Below are 16,641 nucleotides of genomic sequence, written 5' to 3'. Positions count from 1 at the left end.
AGAAAAGCCCAAATGCTATGCGGCTTCTTCACCACCATCGTCCTCAGAATCAGGGAAATGAGGAAACTTAGGATGATTCTGCGCTTCTTCAATTAGATACTTATCGACAATATGAGGCCGCCAACTTAGGTAAACGCCATCAAATTTATCGAGGGTAAGGTTTTCGTCATAATGGGGGCTGCGCTTAATATCCATATGATAGATATCGATGCTGCCCTCTTTCTCAAAGTAATTTCTAAGATTTGCACCGCGAGAAAGATAGAGCTTTCGAACTGTTGACTCTTCTGCAGAGGATTCAATATTTAAAATGATATTATAGTGGCGGTAATCAACGGCAAGGTTAATCGAGTTACACTTTAGATCTGGTTTATAATCATATCTCTTACAATCACTTGTTCCTAAATTATGAATGAGCAGAACATTCTCAAAGATCGCCCCTCCATGCTTTTGAGCGGCACGAGCTCGTGACTTAGAAATCGTAATGGAAGCGGCCCCTTTATATCGCAAAAAGTCAAAATCAATCCCGGCCACAAAGCCAGGGCGAAGGACGTCATTTAACAATAGTGTAAAATCGCTTTCATCTGACATGGCCACCATATGTGAGAGCTTAGAAGTACTCACAGACAAGTAACGCTTTTGGCCGTAGATATTCTTAAGCTCAACAATGGCCTTTGTGCCAGCATAGACCTCAATCCAATTAACCTGCTTTCTCGTTTGCAGCGGGATATCACCAAAAATGCCAGAATCAGGCCCTCCCATTAGGACGTTACAACCTAATTCCTTCATGAGGCTTTTTGAAAAGTGCTGAACATAAGATTTATGGACATTGATATACTTCAAGAGTTCTTCTTTAAAGAAGATTTGTTCACACAACTTTTCTAATTCCAATTCGAATTCTTGCTTTTTCATAGTCAGCCTATCGACTGTCGAACGATATGCAGTGAGTTAAAAAAAGTTAATTTAGTCAGGCCTTCTAAAAGCTCATAACGACTAGTAAAACGGCCGAAAAGGTGGTAAAAATGCATGTATAAATCAAATACAAAAAACTGAATTTAACTCAAAAAGTCGAGGATCTATGTCTAATTTTCTAGAAGATTATCACGCACATGTTGAGGAAAGGGCCAAAGAAGGTATTCCTCCATTAGCACTAACAAAAGAACAAGCTACTGAAGTTGTTAAACTTCTTGAAGCTGCGCCAACTCAAGAGCTACTTGATCTACTAAAAGATCGTATCAACCCAGGTGTTGATCCAGCTGCTCAAGTAAAAGCAAGCTTCCTAGTTGGGATCACGAAAGGTGCACAAACTTGTTCACTTATTTCAAAAGAATATGCAGTTGAATTACTAGGAACAATGGTTGGTGGTTTCAACCTTCAAGGTCTAGTTGATATTGTTGCAGGAAATGATGAAGCTCTTGCAAAACTAGCTGCTAAAGAACTTAAGAATCTTCCTCTTGCAGTTAACGTTTTCGACGACGTTAAGAAACTTGCAGATGGTGGAAACGCAATTGCAAAAGAAATTATCGAGTCTTGGGCAAATGCTGAGTGGTTTACAAATAAGCCACAAATTGATGAATCAATCAAAACTGTCGTTTACAAAGTAGACGGTGAAATCAATACAGACGACTTCTCACCTGCTCCATTTGCATTCACAAGAGCGGATATCCCTCTTCACGCAAATGTTATGGGTGGAGCACTTTTCCCAGAAGGTCCAAAACAAATTTCAGACCTTAAAGAAAAGTTCAGCCTTCCTGTTACTTTCGTAGGTGACGTTGTAGGAACTGGTTCTTCAAGAAAGTCAGCTTGTAACTCTCTTCTATGGCACATTGGTGAAGATATTCCATTCGTACCTAACAAGAGACGTGGTGGTGTTATCATCGGTTCAACAATCGCTCCGATCTTCTTTAACACTGCAGAGGATTCAGGTGCTCTACCAATTCAAGGAATTGATGTAACAGCACTGACAACAGGAACTGTAATTGAAGTTCGTCCACTTGAAGGAAGAATCCTTGATGAAAAAGGTAGCGAGCTTGCAAAATACGACATCGCTCCAGAAACGATCCTAGATGAGTTTAGAGCTGGTGGTCGTGTTCCTCTAATCATCGGAAAAATGCTTACAGATAAAGCAAGAGCTGAACTTGGACAAGGAACTGCAAATGACTCAGGAATCTTTGCTAAGCCTCACACAACTCTTGCACACGAAGGTCAAGGTTACACTCTTGCACAAAAAATGGTTGGGAAAGCTTGTGGCGTAACTGGTATTCTTCCAGGAACTTCATGTCTTCCAAAAATGACGACTGTTGGTTCTCAAGATACTACAGGGCCAATGACAAGAGATGAGATGACTGAACTTGCATGTCTTAAGTTCAACGCTGATCTTGTTATGCAATCATTCTGTCACACAGCTGCTTATCCAAAGCCAAGTGATGTTATCACTCACGCGACTCTTCCAGACTATATCAGAAACAGAGAAGGTGTTGCTCTTAGACCAGGTGATGGTATTATCCACTCTTGGCTAAACCGTCTTCTAGTTCCAGATACTGTTGGTACTGGTGGTGACTCTCACACTCGTTTCCCACTTGGAATCTCATTCCCAGCTGGTTCAGGGCTTGTTGCATTTGCTGCTGCTCTTGGTGTTATGCCACTTGATATGCCTGAGTCTGTTCTTGTTAAGTTTAAAGGAAAGTTACAACCAGGAATCACTCTACGTGACGTTGTTAACATGATCCCTTACCAAGCAATTCAAGATGGTCTACTAACTGTAGAAAAGAAAAATAAGAAGAATATCTTCGCAGGTCGTATCCTTGAAATGGAAGGTTTACCAGACCTTAAGCTTGAGCAAGCATTCGAACTTACAGATGCTACGGCTGAAAGAAGTGCTGCTGGTTCAACAATTAAACTAAGCCGCGAAACAGTTGTTGAGTATTTAAGCTCAAACGTTGCTCTTATGAAGTCAATGATCGCAAACGGTTTTGGTCACGTTGGAACACTTGAAAGACGTATTGCTGAAGTTCAAGACTGGATTGAAAATGGTGAGCTAATGGAAGCGGATACAAACGCTGAGTACGCTGCTGTTATCGAAATCGATCTAGATGAAATGAAAGAGCCAATCGTTGCTTGTCCAAACGATCCAGATGACGTTAAGAAAATGAGTGACGTTCAAGGTGATAAGATTGATGAAGTATTCATCGGTTCATGTATGACAAATATTGGTCACTTCAGAGCTGCTGCAACAGTTCTAGATGGTCAAGGTCAAGCTGATGCAAGACTATGGGTATGTCCTCCAACAAAGATGGATAAAGACCAACTAACAAAAGAAGGTTACTACTCGAAATTTGCTGCTGCTGGTGCAAGACTTGAAATGCCAGGTTGTTCATTATGTATGGGTAACCAAGCACGTGTTAAAGACGGTGTAACAGTATTCTCAACTTCGACTCGTAACTTCAATAATAGACTTGGTAAAGGTGCTCAGGTTTATCTAGGTTCAGCAGAACTTGCTGCAATCTGTGCGAAACTTGGATACATTCCAAAAGTTGATGAGTACCTATCAATGATGAAGCCACTAGAAGGTAAAGATGATTCAATCTATCGTTACTTAAACTTCGATCAGATGGAAAATTTCAGTATTGATGACAACGCGTGATCAAAATAGTCCAGTGGACTATTTTGGCGCGTAGTTGTATGTGATAAAAGGCAATCAAGCGAAGCGCGGATTTCCGATAAGTACAGGTAAAACAAAATACTGTGCTAAAACTACAAAAATCAAAGGGAGCTTAATAGCTCCCTTTTTTTATTCGCAAAATTCTTTAATTACTTTCTTAACTCTCTTGATCTCAACTTTCCTTCCCGTATACGGAGCAAACTCTCCATACCAACGATTATAGTGAAAGAACTTATCTCCATAATTGTAGCGAACCTTTTGCAGTTCTCCAGGGAAATTACTATCGACTGCATAAAGAGTATAACCTGTTCTTGTCTTCTTCATATCGACAACAAGCCAAGCGTGAGCATCGATTCCCTTAATCTGAAGTTTTTGATAAGTCACATCACCTTGATTAACAACGCGATCATAAAGCCCATCCATCATCTTTCTCATACCATTTGCGCTTCGCTTTGGTGTTCCAAGTAAACCAATCACCCACTGCTGATTAATAAACCCATCAGTTTTTTGCCAGGCCTCAAGCTCATTTTGAATTAAGTGATCATTATCAATTGAGAATTCTCTTAAATTTCGATAACCAGGAATCTCAACGACACTGCGGCCTCGACGAATTGCTTTAATGATATTCTTCGCTTCATCTTCTGATGGTTTCGAATACTCTGGCCTAAAGACTCCAAGATAAAGTGCGTTGCGGTGAAAGCGCGAGTGCCACCAACAAACACCACCATTAAGGAGGCCTCCGTAATTTCTAAAGCCCATGTGAGCACTTATCTTTGTCATCATCTGATTTCTAACAAAGTGCTTATTCTCTCTTTCTTTACAAAATTTCTGCTTAGTCGTTTGGGCCATGGCAGAATGTGCGCTAAATGCTGTTAACGCTATCAAAAGTGATAGATAAATAGATCTCATAGAATCGTCCCGTGTTTTTGTTCTAGATGAACTTGTATAACGCATTGCCAGCAAGCTCAAGGGAGCCTATAAAATCTTCTGTAAAACCATGGGAGTCTTTCGTAATTACAATTACTTAGATTGATTAATCTGACAAATCTTCGCTTTCGGATTCATTTCGCAAAGAGCTTCCTTAAGCATCTGATTCTCTTCTTCAAGTTGTTTTGTGCGGGCCTCAAGGGAAGCAATACTTCTTCCTTGATCCTTTGAAATTGTAAATAGGCCCTTAACTGCTTCAATAAGTGGCGCTACTAATTTGGCATAAGCAACACTTAGATAGCCGCTTTCGTCTTTTGAGATGGCCTCAGGGAAAACCTTTTCGACATTTTGAGCAATGACACCAATATCTCTACCCTCTTTAAAATTCTTTTGTGGAAACTCATCTTTTCTCCACTCAAAATAAACACCATCAAGAAGAGAGATTTTATCGAGGATTGACATCTCACTTGAGATTGTCACGACCTTCTTTTTTAAGCGCTCATCTGATGTTGAATCAAATGCAGCAGTACCACGAACAGAACCATTTACATCTAGTGCAAAAGCTCCATCTGGAGTTGTTGTGAGAATCCCTACATTTCCTTCAGTTCCGTTAACATTAAGAACATCAGTAAGTGAAGCATCTCCAACAGAGAAATTAATATCACCAGCAAAGGCATGCATACGCATTCCATTAGCAGTCTCAGGTGCAGAGTGAAATAACATCACATCTGACCAAGAAGCATCTGGAAAGTCTGCGGCCCAGTCATAATTTGAATTTAAAAGAGCAAAGCCAGCTTCAGAACCATCTGCAAGGAAAGTGAAGTTTACCTCTGATGAAATACCTGTATTGCTATCTTGAATTTTGGCCTCTGCATGAGAGTCGACAATATGAAGATCGGCCGCAGGTAAATTAGTTCCAATACCGACATTACCGCCAAGGTTAACATAGAGACCTTCATCAAGTCCGGAGTATGAAATATAGTTGGCACCAATTTGAAAGTTTTGAGTAGCAGTATGGTTTCCAAGATCATCACCTGGAGCAACTAAGTCTCCTGGCTCCCACTCTGAATAAGAGCTATTCCAAGTTAAGACCTGGCCGTTTGTAGGAGCAAGTGTCGAAACAGCACGAGACTGTAGTGTTGTATCACTTGCTGGTAGGTTATAAAGATTTGTCGCATCCAGAGATGGTAAGCTTCCATCAGACTCAAGACGAAGAAGTCCATCAGCAACATTTGTATTTGCAAGAGAAATATCTAAGTATGTCCCAACATCCATCACCGAAAAGTCAGAACTAAAAGTTAGCCCCTTAAATTGAAGATCGTCTCCAACCTTTTGAGAGTATAGGCCAAAGTTTCCACCAGCATTGCTTGCTGTATTAGATTCACCACCTGCAGAGATCCCAGTAAGCTGAGAACCATCAATGGCCGGTAGACGGCCAGTGCCATCAAGGCGAAGAAGTTCATTAGCACCATTAGAAGTATTCACTCCAACTTGTACATCATTTACATTTTCAGTTATCGCAAGGTCACTTGTCACAGTTAGACCTTTTAACTCAAGGTCGCTTCCTGTTTTTTGTTTGAATAAAGTTGCGCCACCAGCGCTTGAAATTGTGTTAACTTCTCCACTACCACCAGCACTAATTGTTTGTGGCTCCCACTGTGAAGCAGTGTTATTCCACACAAGGGCCTGGCCATCAGTTGGTGCAGTCGAAGCAACTGCTCGTGATTGAATTGTGTTATCAGAAGTAATAATTCCAGTTAGCTGAGATCCATCAACTGCAGGAAGACGCCCAAAAGCATCAAGTCTTAGAAGTTGATTAGCTGTATTAGTCGTTGCTACATCAATTTGAACATCATTAGTATTACCTGTCAGTGTGATATCCGCGCCACCTGTTAGGCCTTTAAAAACAAGGTTAGTTCCAACCTTTGCTTGAAATAAACCTTCACCACCAGCACTAGAAGCTGTATTGGCCTCTCCACCTGCTCCACCTGTCACAATTGTTGTCGGCTCCCATTGAGAGCTTGTACTATTCCATAAAAGAGCTTGTCCATTTGCAGGAGCAACTGCAGATACTGTACGTGATTGAATGGCCGTTGCATCAGAGCTTCCACCAGCAATTCCTGTTAGAAGAGAACCATCGATAGCAGGAAGACGTCCAGAGGCATCAAGTCTTAGTAGTTGGTTTGCACCATTTGACGTATTAATTTGTAGATCAACAGTATTAGTACTACCTGAGATCGCAAAATCAGTTGAGCCTTGAAGGCCCTTTAAGATTAAATCAACGCCTGACTTCTGTTTAAAAAGAGAAACTCCACCAGCACTTGAAATGGTATTATTTTCACCTGAGCCACCACCTGAAACGATTGTTTGAGGCTCCCATTGTGTAGTTGCATTATTCCAAACAAGGGCCTGTCCATCTGCTGGAGCAGTCGTTGAAATAGTTCTCGTTTGAAGAGTTGTTGCATCAGAACTTGCAGCTGCAAGAGTTTGCGGCTCCCACTCTGACACAGAGTTATTCCAAGTTAAGACCTGTCCATCTGTTGGCGCTGTTGATGAGATATCTCTCGTTTGTAAGCTTACAGCATCTCCTGAAGCAGAGGCCGCAATCCCTGTTAAGAGAGATCCATCCAATGCCGGAAGTCTTCCAAAAGAATCAAGACGTAGAATTTGTCCTGCTCCATTTGAAGTGTTAATTCCAATTTGAATATCATTAGCATTTCCAGTTAAGGAAATATCTGATGTATTTGTTAGTCCCTTAAAGACTAAATTTGATCCAACTTTATTTTGATAAATTGCTTCGCCACCAGCGCTTGAGGCCGTGTTGATTTCTCCACCGGCTCCACCAGCAGTGATTGTCGCTGGTTCCCACTGTTGACTAACATCATTCCAAAGAAGGGCCTGACCATTAGTTGGTGCAGCGGCCGATACGTCACGTGATTGTAAAGTTGAGTCTCCCCCACCGGCCGCAATTCCAGTAAGCAGAGAACCATCAATAGCAGGCAGGCGCCCACTTGCATCTAGTCTTAAAAGTTGATTTGCACCATTGGCCGTATTGATTTGTAGATCAACTGTATTCGTACTTTCATTAACAACGAAGTCCGATGAACCTAAAATACCTCGCATCACAAAGTCCACACCAGACTTCTGTTTAAAAATCGAAGCACCAGCGGCCGTTGACATTGTGTTGGTCTCACCACTTCCACCACCTCCGCCAGAGATGCCTGTTAGTTGTGAACCATCGATAGCAGGAAGTCTTCCAAGAGAATCAAGTCTTAGAAGTTGGTTTGCACCATTACCTGTATTTATTTGAAGTCCAAGTGAATTTGAACCTTCAGTAATATTAATATCAGAAGATGGAGAAAGGCCTTTAAACTGAAGTTGGCTACCAACCTTTTGTTTGAAAATAGACGTTCCACCTGTTGAGTAAACTGTATTCGCTTCACCAGAGCCGCCTCCACCGCCGCTTGCGATAGTAGAAGGAACCCAAGAAGAGTTACTACTGCTCCAAACAAGGGCCTGCCCATCTGTTGGTGAAATATTTGAAACTAAGCGGTTGTGAATAGAAGTTGCATTTGTTGATGAACCACCTTCATCTGTTCCAATAACCCAATTTGTTCCATTGAATTTTAAGATTGAACCTGAGATGGCACCACTTGTGTCTGTATCGTATAGATCTTCAACCGTAAGGTTAACCGCACCCAACTTCCCATTTACAGAAGTTACACTTGAAGTTGGTTGATTGGCCGGGGCCCACTTTCTTGTGATGGCATTGTATTGAAGAATCTGTCCGTGAGATGCTCCAAGATCAGGAAGATCAACATTAATTGAAAATGTACTTGCACCACTTGCGCTCTCTAAAGTCATGGTAAGAATTTGATTAAGAGGTAGAAGTGTGTTGGAAAGAGCATCTGCAATGATCTCCCCTTCATTCTGTGAACCAATTGAAAAGTTAGAAGTCGCTCCACTCTTATCTGTGATGCGAATATTTTCAACCTTATGAAGACTCGAACCTACGATTCTAAGCTTATCACCTTGCACACTAATATTCTCAACCTGAACTTCACCGCGGCTATTATCGCGACGTTGAATTTCAGGCACACAACTAGAAATTAGTAGCTGTAGGCATAAAATATGAATATAAGACTTTTTAAATATCTTCATCATTTCGCTTCTTTATCGACGATCTCAATTAAATTCGTATGAGAATTTTAATACAATTTAAAAATCGGCAAATAACGTACTGAAATGATAAGAAGTGGAGTAAAAAGATGGGGCATTGCTGCCCCAAAAAGACGGCATTCTAATAACTTATAATTTTATGATTTAGTACAAAGTCGTTCTTCAACGATAAGGTGAGAAATATCGTACTTCGCTAGTATCTTTTCACGGTAGTACTCACTCCCCTTTAGTTTGCAATTATAAATCATCACTTCACATGCATGAGCATTGGGAGCAATTCTCCATAAGTGAAGATCTGCGATCTCAATATCTTCATCATGTGAAAAGAGTTTTCTGATTTCTTCTTCATCAAATAATTTTGAATTTCCATCAAGAAGTTCCCAAACTGTATCCTTAGCAAGCCCCCATGCCCACTTTAAAATGACGATGGCACCGAGAATACCAATAATTGGATCGGCCCAATTCCAACCAAAGTACTTTCCAGCAAAGAGAGCAGCAATGGCCATCACTGAAGTTAGAGCATCTGCGATGACGTGTAAAAGTGCCGAGCGGTGGTTGTGGTCATGAACATGGTTATGGCCATGACTGTGACCGTGACCGTGATCATGCCCATGATGATGATCGTGAGAGTCCCATAAGAGAACCGCACTAAGGACGTTTACGATAAGACCAATAATGGCCACAAGGATGGCCGTTTCAAATTTAATCGCCATTGGGTTTAGAAATCGTCCAATCGACTCAACACCCATCACAATGGCAACAATTCCCAACATAAGAGCACTAGTGTAGCCTCCTAAAGGAATCATCTTTCCGGCACCAAAGCTTAGCTTTTCATTTATTTTTTCAGATCGTGCCAGACGATAAACGATAACAGTAATTCCAAGAGCTCCTACGTGAGAGCCCATATGCCAACCATCAGCGAGTAAGGCCATTGATCCGGTAAAGTATCCATAACCAATTTCGACAACCATGGTTACAAAAGTAAGAAGAATGACGAGCATCGTCTTCTTCTCATTTGATCCTAGTCGATCATCTTCTAGGACATAATTATGTGGTTCGATATGTTCTTTATGCTTCATGATCAAAACTCTGTCTAAAATATGAGCGAGGGAATTTTAGAAGCTCAAGCTTTGGGATATTAAAATCCCCGATTTTCGTATCATTAAGGGTTACGGCATAGAACTCATTCTTACCTTCTTTTCCAATAACGAAGACATTGATTTCTTGGCCATCCATGAAGAGCTTATGTTCACCAAATTTTCGATACTCCCCAAAAGAAGTTTTTTGATCTTCTAAGGGAAGTGTTTCTGGCCCAAGAGGTAGACGAAAGCGGTAACTACTAACGAGGTTTCCTGCAACAATCATGGCATTGCCACGATTTAGTTTTGTTGTGGCCTTGTTAATGAAGTAATCCATAATATAAGCAATGAGATCAACATCTTTTAAATTAAGATCATAAATCTTTTGTTCATTACCTTCTAAACGAGACTGACGATTTAATACAACTTGCGAAATAAAGACATTCCCTGATGGGTGTAGAATACGAACAGTATTGCCATGGTCTTTTGAGATATCCCAGGCCCATTCAGTTGTTGGAAAAAGTGGTGTTAGCGTTACAGTTTTTGAATTCATATTTGGATCCTAATCACATTGTTCCAAGTAGTAAAGATCTTGGTAAGTTTCTCGCTTTCTTATTAAACGAGCGTTAGTGCCATCAACAAGCAACTCACATGCTCTAGGCCTTGAATTATAATTACTCGACATGGTAAAGCCGTACGCCCCACAAGAGCGGATTGCGAGAAGCTCCCCTTCACAAAGCTCAAGTTCCCTTTCCTTTGCAAGGTAATCCCCTGTTTCACATACGGGACCAACAATATCAAAATTTTCTTTTGTTCCTTTAATCGACTGATCCACCTTAATGACTTCTTGCCAAGCCTGATAAAGTGCAGGCCTCATTAAGTCATTCATGGCCGCATCAACAATGGCAAAGTACTTGCCTTCATTCTCTTTGATATACTCAAGCTTTGTTACAAGAATACCTGCATTCGCCGCAATGGCCCTACCTGGTTCAAAAATAAGTTCTAACTCAGGATAGTTTTCAAGACTCTTAATCACTTGGGCCAGATATTCACTTGGGTGTGGTGGAGCTTCATCTCGATACTTAACTCCAAGTCCTCCACCTAAATCAATATGCTTAAGGGGTGTACCATTCTTTCTTAAGGTATCAACTAATTGTTTTAGCCTTTCTAGTGCTTCTAAGAAAGGGCCGACATTTGTAAGCTGCGAACCGATATGACAATCAATTCCTTCAACATTGATATGCTCCAACGAGTGAGCGATCTCATAAACCTCTTGTGCCTTTTGAAATGAGATTCCAAATTTATTTTCTTTTAGGCCAGTTGCAATATAAGGATGTGTCTTGGCATCCACATCAGGGTTAACTCTAATGGAAACAGGAGCCTTCTTATTTAACTTCTGTGCGACTTCATTAATTCTTCTAAGTTCTGCTACTGATTCAACATTTAAGCACTTAATACCCTTTTCAAGTGCAAACTCTATTTCATCATGAGATTTTCCAACCCCTGAAAACACGGTCTTTGATGCAAGTCCTCCAGCGGCCAAAACTCTTTCAAGCTCTCCCCGAGAAACGATATCAAAGCCACTTCCCATGGCCGCGAGTTCTTTTAAAATATTAATATTGGAATTTGCTTTAACTGCATAACAAATTAAATGACGATGCTCTTTTAATGGTTCTTGAAAGGCGAGAAAGTGTCTTTTAAATGTTTTTAAAGAATAAATATAAAGTGGTGTTCCATACTTTTTAACGAGATCAGAAACTTTATTTTCTTCTGCAAATAACTCATTGTCTCTATAGTTGAAAAAGTCCATTTTAATCCTTATTAACTTCCCTATTGATTAAGCTGCATTCATATAGCATACCTAGCCCGCCATTGAATTTTATTTTTAAAAAGCCCGGCCCTTCTTCTTTTAACTTAAAACCATATTTTTCATGCATTTTAATCGAAGTCTTATTATTTGCATTAACAACGTAGTAGGCCTTCGTTGAGATCTGGCCAATATGTCTTAGTCGCTCTCGAGTTAAAAGATCACCAATTCCAGAGCCCCGATATTCAGGCAGGACAGTAAGCCCCATGAGATACCACCCAATGGGTGCTTTGTACTTGTAGCGATTCACCATTTCCTGCGTGTATAAGATTGACCTACCATAGCCAACGATTTCTTCATCAACAATGGCAACGATTAAGTGAAAGCCTTTTAAATTTCCACCGCGGGCCAACTCCTTCTTTGTTCTTTCAAGAAAGAAAGAATAGTCGAGGTTTGGATCAATATTATTTTCACTAATAATACGAGCGATTGCCTGGGCATCGTCATACCTAGCATAGCGTGTCTTTATCCCCTCAGGTACAGGCCTTGACTTGTGATCTGTAACAAAAGGACAGTAGGAATTATACTCTTTACTGGTCTTAGACAGAGTCTGCAATGTTTGAGGAATTAGCTTTTTAAACATAATTTAATCTATTATAGCGCATTCATAAAAGCGGTGAATAAATTAATTCAATTAATAAAGTTTTTATTTTAGATACTCTGCTTATGTGCTTTAATTGTGACAAATACATAATATTGACCAATGACCGATCGTTTTACTCATGAAAAAAATATTTCTAGGCATAGTGCTCATATTCATTACTACCCTAATCGTTCTTATCTTGAATTATAAGTGGGTCATTAAGAAGTCTCTGGCCATGGCCGGAGTGAGAATTGAACGTGTTGAAAAAATCAGTATCGGCCAATGGACTCTCCATAATCTAAAGTATCAATTGGATGAGAAAAATGAACTGAAAGTTAACTCCGTTAATATAAGCTTCTTAGAAATTGATGTTAATGCTAAAAAACTTGATCGCTACATCCAGGCCCTTAATTCTAAAATAAAAGTAAAAGCAGTTGGTATTGAACTTCAGAAATTCAAACTTAAGAGTATGAGTTGTTTTGTTCATAAGAAAGAAGGAACAACGGTAGAGATAAGTCAGATACATATTCCAGACTTTGGTAGCAAGAATCGTGGTGTCCTAACACTAAATCTCGCCACACTTAAAGATATCCACTTAAATTATAACAACCTTGATATTAACCACATCATTAAATACTTTGATGCTGGCCTAGGATTATCGGGCCTTATTGATCTTGAAGCAAAAGTGAATGGTGATATTACAGCAAAAGTATCAGGCAAGAACTTAGTTCTAACAGGCTTTAGGGTCGATGATGTTATTACGAACTTTCTCGATACTCGAAGTATTGGCCTTATCGATGCAGCGGCCGTTGTGGCGCTTGGCCCTATTGGACTTCTCTATACGAGTGCTGCAAGCTTAGGGCAAACAGTTGGTGGCTTTCGCGGTGGGGACACAAACCTGAAACAGATTAATGCAGCAGTAACACTAGCTGGAGACCTGATTGTCTTTGATGATGTTGCTGTTGCAACAAAAGAGCATTTAATAATTGCCCAAGGTGGGGCCAATATTGAAAAGCAAACCTTTAAAAGCTTTATTGTTTCTGTTGTTGATGAAAAGTATTGTCCTGAATTGCAGCAAGTGATTAAGGGAACATTTACGAAACCAGAGATTTCAAAAACCAAGGCCTTCCTTGATACCGCTACCGCGCCTGTCTCAAGTGTGAAGAGTTCAACTTTTCAATTTGTTGGCGTGGAGAAATGTAAACCAATCTACAAAGGTGTGGTCAAGCATCCAGAGCTTGACTGAACCATTTCAGAAAGCGCCCACTTTCAAAATGACACATTACACATAATGAGAAAAATCATGGAGGAAAGCAAACGCTTGATGTATATTTGATCCTAATTGTTAAAACTTAAACGAGGATAAGACTATTAGCGTTATATCTGTACTCATTTTTCTCTTTCTTTTTGGTATTGCCTCAATGAGCTATGTCTACGCTTACCGTGGAACTGAAAGATATGAGAGCTTAAACTTCTATCTACGTAAAGGTTGGCCAATTTTTGCACCTTTAAATTGTCTACTCTATATGTTCACAAAGAAGAGAGCGGCAAAGCCAATTATGAATCTAGCGGACTTTCCAGAATTAAAACTTGTTCAAGAGAACTGGGAAACAATCCGCGATGAGGCCGTAAGCCTTAGAGAGAACGGCTACTTTGATAAGGTAAAGGACCCAACTTCAAGCGCATACTACGATATTGGTTTTAGAACTTTCTATAAGTATGGTTGGTCAAAATTCTACCTAACTTGGTATGGAACAACTCTTAAGTCAGCGAAAGAGTTATGCCCGAAAACAGTTGAACTTGTTTCAAAGGTTCCTGGGGTTAATGGTGCCATGTACTCAATTCTGCCAGTGGGATCAAAACTTACGAAGCACTTAGATCCTGTTGCCACTTCACTTCGTTACCACCTAGGTCTTAAAACGCCTAACGATGATCGTTGTTATATCAATATTGATGGTACAGATTATTCTTGGCGTGATGGAGAGGCCCTACTTTTTGATGAAACATACCTTCACTTTGCATTTAATAATTCTGAAAATGAAAGAATTATTCTTATGCTAGAAGTTGATCGCCCAACAAATATCGTAGGAAAAATTATCAATTTCATCTTTAAGCAAATTATGAGAATCACTCTGGTTCCTAACGTTCCAGGTGATCAAAGAGGACTAGTAAATGCAATCTTTGGTGCTGTTACTCCAACTCTTCTTAAGGTAAGAACGCTTAAGCAAACGAATATTGTTCTTTATAAGATCATTAAGCACACTGTAAACTTAACACTACTTGCTCTCGCATTTGGTTTAATTTACTTAGTACTTACTTTTATTCAATCTCTATTTTGAAAAACTAGAAGCAACATATGCGGCGACGTACTCTTCAAAGTCTACGTCGTCGAATTTCTCAAAGTCCACCTGGCGCTGCATTGATGCATTCTTCTCTAGTGCCAACTCTTCTTGAAAAATATGATTTACATCTTTAGAAGCTAACTCTTTACGATGCTCAAGAGCAAGCTCTTTCATTGCTTGAATATGTCCCTTTTGTGAGACAAGATCAAATACCTTCTGAGATAAAGTATTTGCAGGATCAATTAACTTACGTTGCTCTTCAATAGCAGAGAGTAATTCTTCCTTACGCTCACCATCTGAAATAGCATGAATGACTTCAGTCATTTGTTTAAAGAATTTTGTTAGATATTCTTGATAATTAATTTTTGAACCGTTAAGGCCAATTTCTAATCCAGCACTTCTTCCCTGTTTAACAATAAGCTGATTATTATCTTCAATCTCATTATAGATTTCTCGATTGCACTTATCGGCCTGCATGAATAGACATGTCAAAAGAAACGCATCTAGAAAGTCTGCCTGAGTTTTAGTAATTCCATTTTTTGCAAACGGATTTAAATCGAGAAGCCTTACTTCAATATACTCAATCCCCTTGCTTCTTAAGCTAGCAAGAGCACTTTTCCCAGGAGGGGCAATTCTTTTTGGCCTAATAATTGAGTAGAACTCATTTTCGATTTGAAGAATATGAGTGCTGATTTGCTGAAGCTCACCTTTCTCATTTCTTAAACCAATCTTATCAAAGTCTGCAAAGTTCATCTGCAGCGCTTCTTCTAAACTATCACAATAGCTATCAAGACTATTATAACAAATGCGAATTCCACTTTGAGAAGCACCTGTATAACCTAGTCCTCCCATTCTTAAGCAAGTTCCCTCTTTTGAACCATAAGTCTTGCCATGAACATCATTCTCATGAAGAACTTCGAGGTTATGCTTCTTACCATTAAGAAAAGACTCATGAACAGAAACAGAATTTCCAAATAAATAAAGCAGAACATTTGAGTAACTTCTAAAGTTACGACAAAGGTTAAGATATTCTTCATTGATAAATAGTTGCAACGAAAGATCGCTACCACTTAATTCATGCCAATTCTTCCAAAACTCATCAGTCATGGAAAAGTTATAGTGAAGGCCTGCAATGGCCTGCATCGATCGACCATAGCGAAGCCCAAGCCCTGAGCGATAAAGAGTCTTAAGTCGGCCAGAGTTACTTTCACCGTAATATGCAAGTTTGATATCTTTATCTTCAGGTAAGATACAAGGCATTGATGATGGCCAAATGACTTCATTTGAATCTTGCTCTAATACATAGTGCTGAAGATTACCAAGTGTGTTTAATGTTTCACGGTTAGACTTTGAAACAGGAGTGATAAACTCAAGAAGGCTCTCAGCAAAGTCAGTTGTAATCCACTTATGAAGAAGCTTTGAACCAAATTTTGGATCATGATCTGAGCTTGCAAGTTTGCCACTATCAACTTGTACACGAAGCCCTTCTTTTTCAATTCCCTTATTAACATTTAGAATTGAATCACTTCCGTATTTTGTTTGATAATTTTCAATTGCTTGCTTATTAATCTTAATCATAAATCGTCCTATATTTCGCATCTATAGTACGCTTTCAGTAATATGCAAGCAAGCTAATCTTAACCTAGTTAAGATTCCCAATACTTATAGGAAGCTCATAATTTATCCCAAAGGCAAAGTCTTCATTCTTCGTTTGGCCAAGCATAAGCGCAAAATTAGAAGCGCTATCAGCATAGAAGTGAAATAGTGCAGGATAAAGGTTGAGACGGACTCTAAAGTCCTCTGAACTGTTCATGAGTAGTGACGCAGCCTGTCTGCCCATGGTTTCTAGAAAGTAGCCATAAACAAAGCGGCCCTTCTGCTCGAGAGGGTTTGTAAATGCCATTCCGGCCGTAATTGAATGAGAGAGGTCACCATTATCATAAGTTAGTCCCACCATATTCATCATCCCCATATAAAGAAGGGGCCTAAACTTATCAAAGTGAAGA

General features: G+C 39.7%; 12 protein-coding genes. 3 read left to right on the top strand and 9 right to left on the bottom strand.

Features of this window, described 5'->3' with window-relative positions:
• Window positions 1-15 precede the first annotated feature (15 nt).
• A complete protein-coding gene (locus tag ABMA79_RS02025; RefSeq protein WP_392856835.1) occupies window positions 16-909 on the bottom strand; it encodes a hypothetical protein in 894 nt (297 codons plus the stop codon).
• Window positions 910-1,075: 166 nt separating this feature from the next.
• Between ABMA79_RS02025 and acnB the strand changes: the two genes are divergently transcribed.
• Window positions 1,076-3,640 carry a bifunctional aconitate hydratase 2/2-methylisocitrate dehydratase gene (gene acnB, locus ABMA79_RS02020; RefSeq protein ID WP_393089833.1) on the top strand — a complete coding sequence of 855 codons (2,565 nt, stop codon included), beginning with the start codon at window positions 1,076-1,078 and terminating at the stop codon, window positions 3,638-3,640.
• Window positions 3,641-3,787: 147 nt separating this feature from the next.
• Here acnB and ABMA79_RS02015 read toward each other — a convergent pair whose 3' ends face one another.
• The 6 genes from ABMA79_RS02015 to ABMA79_RS01990 form a co-directional block, all read right to left on the bottom strand.
• Window positions 3,788-4,567 (bottom strand): hypothetical protein, encoded by a 780-nt coding sequence (locus tag ABMA79_RS02015; protein WP_393089830.1) that lies wholly within the window; start codon window positions 4,565-4,567, stop codon window positions 3,788-3,790.
• Window positions 4,568-4,678: 111 nt separating this feature from the next.
• Entirely contained in the window at window positions 4,679-8,749 is a 4,071-nt protein-coding gene (locus ABMA79_RS02010; RefSeq protein WP_393089827.1) for a tail fiber domain-containing protein, read from the bottom strand.
• Window positions 8,750-8,901: 152 nt separating this feature from the next.
• Window positions 8,902-9,843 (bottom strand): CDF family Co(II)/Ni(II) efflux transporter DmeF, encoded by a 942-nt coding sequence (gene dmeF / locus ABMA79_RS02005; RefSeq protein WP_393089824.1) that lies wholly within the window; start codon window positions 9,841-9,843, stop codon window positions 8,902-8,904.
• The gene (locus ABMA79_RS02000) at window positions 9,833-10,396 is read right to left on the bottom strand and encodes a hypothetical protein (protein WP_393089821.1); all 564 of its coding nucleotides are present in this window, start codon (window positions 10,394-10,396) and stop codon (window positions 9,833-9,835) included. Before ABMA79_RS02000 ends, dmeF begins: the two co-directional genes overlap by 11 nt.
• A gap of 9 nt (window positions 10,397-10,405) precedes the next feature.
• Window positions 10,406-11,653 carry a diaminopimelate decarboxylase gene (gene lysA, locus ABMA79_RS01995; RefSeq protein WP_393089818.1) on the bottom strand — a complete coding sequence of 416 codons (1,248 nt, stop codon included), beginning with the start codon at window positions 11,651-11,653 and terminating at the stop codon, window positions 10,406-10,408.
• Between the two features lies 1 nt (window position 11,654).
• The gene (locus ABMA79_RS01990; protein ID WP_393089815.1) at window positions 11,655-12,293 is read right to left on the bottom strand and encodes a GNAT family N-acetyltransferase; all 639 of its coding nucleotides are present in this window, start codon (window positions 12,291-12,293) and stop codon (window positions 11,655-11,657) included.
• A 139-nt stretch (window positions 12,294-12,432) separates the two neighbouring features.
• Here ABMA79_RS01990 and ABMA79_RS01985 point away from each other — a divergent pair, with 139 nt between their 5' ends.
• A complete protein-coding gene (locus tag ABMA79_RS01985) occupies window positions 12,433-13,539 on the top strand; it encodes a hypothetical protein (protein WP_393089812.1) in 1,107 nt (368 codons plus the stop codon).
• A 175-nt stretch (window positions 13,540-13,714) separates the two neighbouring features.
• On the top strand, window positions 13,715-14,632 hold the full coding sequence (locus ABMA79_RS01980) for an aspartyl/asparaginyl beta-hydroxylase domain-containing protein (RefSeq protein ID WP_393089809.1): 918 nt from the start codon (window positions 13,715-13,717) through the stop codon (window positions 14,630-14,632).
• On the opposite strand, the gene gshA is transcribed toward ABMA79_RS01980, so the two are convergent.
• Both gshA and ABMA79_RS01970 read right to left on the bottom strand, forming a co-directional pair.
• Complete coding sequence (gshA, locus tag ABMA79_RS01975) at window positions 14,624-16,213, bottom strand: glutamate--cysteine ligase (protein WP_393089806.1); 1,590 nt, start codon at window positions 16,211-16,213, stop codon at window positions 14,624-14,626. The two genes, ABMA79_RS01980 and gshA, sit on opposite strands and share 9 nt — an antisense overlap.
• Window positions 16,214-16,277: 64 nt before the next feature.
• On the bottom strand, window positions 16,278-16,641 hold a 364-nt coding region (locus tag ABMA79_RS01970; protein WP_393089803.1), incomplete at its 5' end, for a hypothetical protein.

Origin of the sequence: Halobacteriovorax sp. HFRX-2_2 (assembly GCF_043196705.1) — a bacterium.
Classification (GTDB): Bacteria; Bdellovibrionota; Bacteriovoracia; order Bacteriovoracales; family Bacteriovoracaceae; genus Halobacteriovorax_A.
This window is presented reverse-complemented; position numbering and strand designations above follow the sequence as displayed.

What these genes read in the sequence shown, in the direction of transcription:
- ABMA79_RS02000 (WP_393089821.1), bottom strand. Translation starts at nt 10,396, where the DNA reads ATGAATTCAAAAACTGTAACGCTAACACCACTTTTTCCAACAACTGAA.
- ABMA79_RS02015 (WP_393089830.1), bottom strand. Translation starts at nt 4,567, where the DNA reads ATGAGATCTATTTATCTATCACTTTTGATAGCGTTAACAGCATTTAGC.
- ABMA79_RS01980 (WP_393089809.1), top strand. Translation starts at nt 13,715, where the DNA reads ATGAGCTATGTCTACGCTTACCGTGGAACTGAAAGATATGAGAGCTTA.
- gshA (WP_393089806.1), bottom strand. Translation starts at nt 16,213, where the DNA reads ATGATTAAGATTAATAAGCAAGCAATTGAAAATTATCAAACAAAATAC.
- ABMA79_RS01990 (WP_393089815.1), bottom strand. Translation starts at nt 12,293, where the DNA reads ATGTTTAAAAAGCTAATTCCTCAAACATTGCAGACTCTGTCTAAGACC.
- ABMA79_RS02025 (WP_392856835.1), bottom strand. Translation starts at nt 909, where the DNA reads ATGAAAAAGCAAGAATTCGAATTGGAATTAGAAAAGTTGTGTGAACAA.
- ABMA79_RS02010 (WP_393089827.1), bottom strand. Translation starts at nt 8,749, where the DNA reads ATGATGAAGATATTTAAAAAGTCTTATATTCATATTTTATGCCTACAG.
- acnB (WP_393089833.1), top strand. Translation starts at nt 1,076, where the DNA reads ATGTCTAATTTTCTAGAAGATTATCACGCACATGTTGAGGAAAGGGCC.
- dmeF (WP_393089824.1), bottom strand. Translation starts at nt 9,843, where the DNA reads ATGAAGCATAAAGAACATATCGAACCACATAATTATGTCCTAGAAGAT.
- lysA (WP_393089818.1), bottom strand. Translation starts at nt 11,653, where the DNA reads ATGGACTTTTTCAACTATAGAGACAATGAGTTATTTGCAGAAGAAAAT.
- ABMA79_RS01985 (WP_393089812.1), top strand. Translation starts at nt 12,433, where the DNA reads ATGAAAAAAATATTTCTAGGCATAGTGCTCATATTCATTACTACCCTA.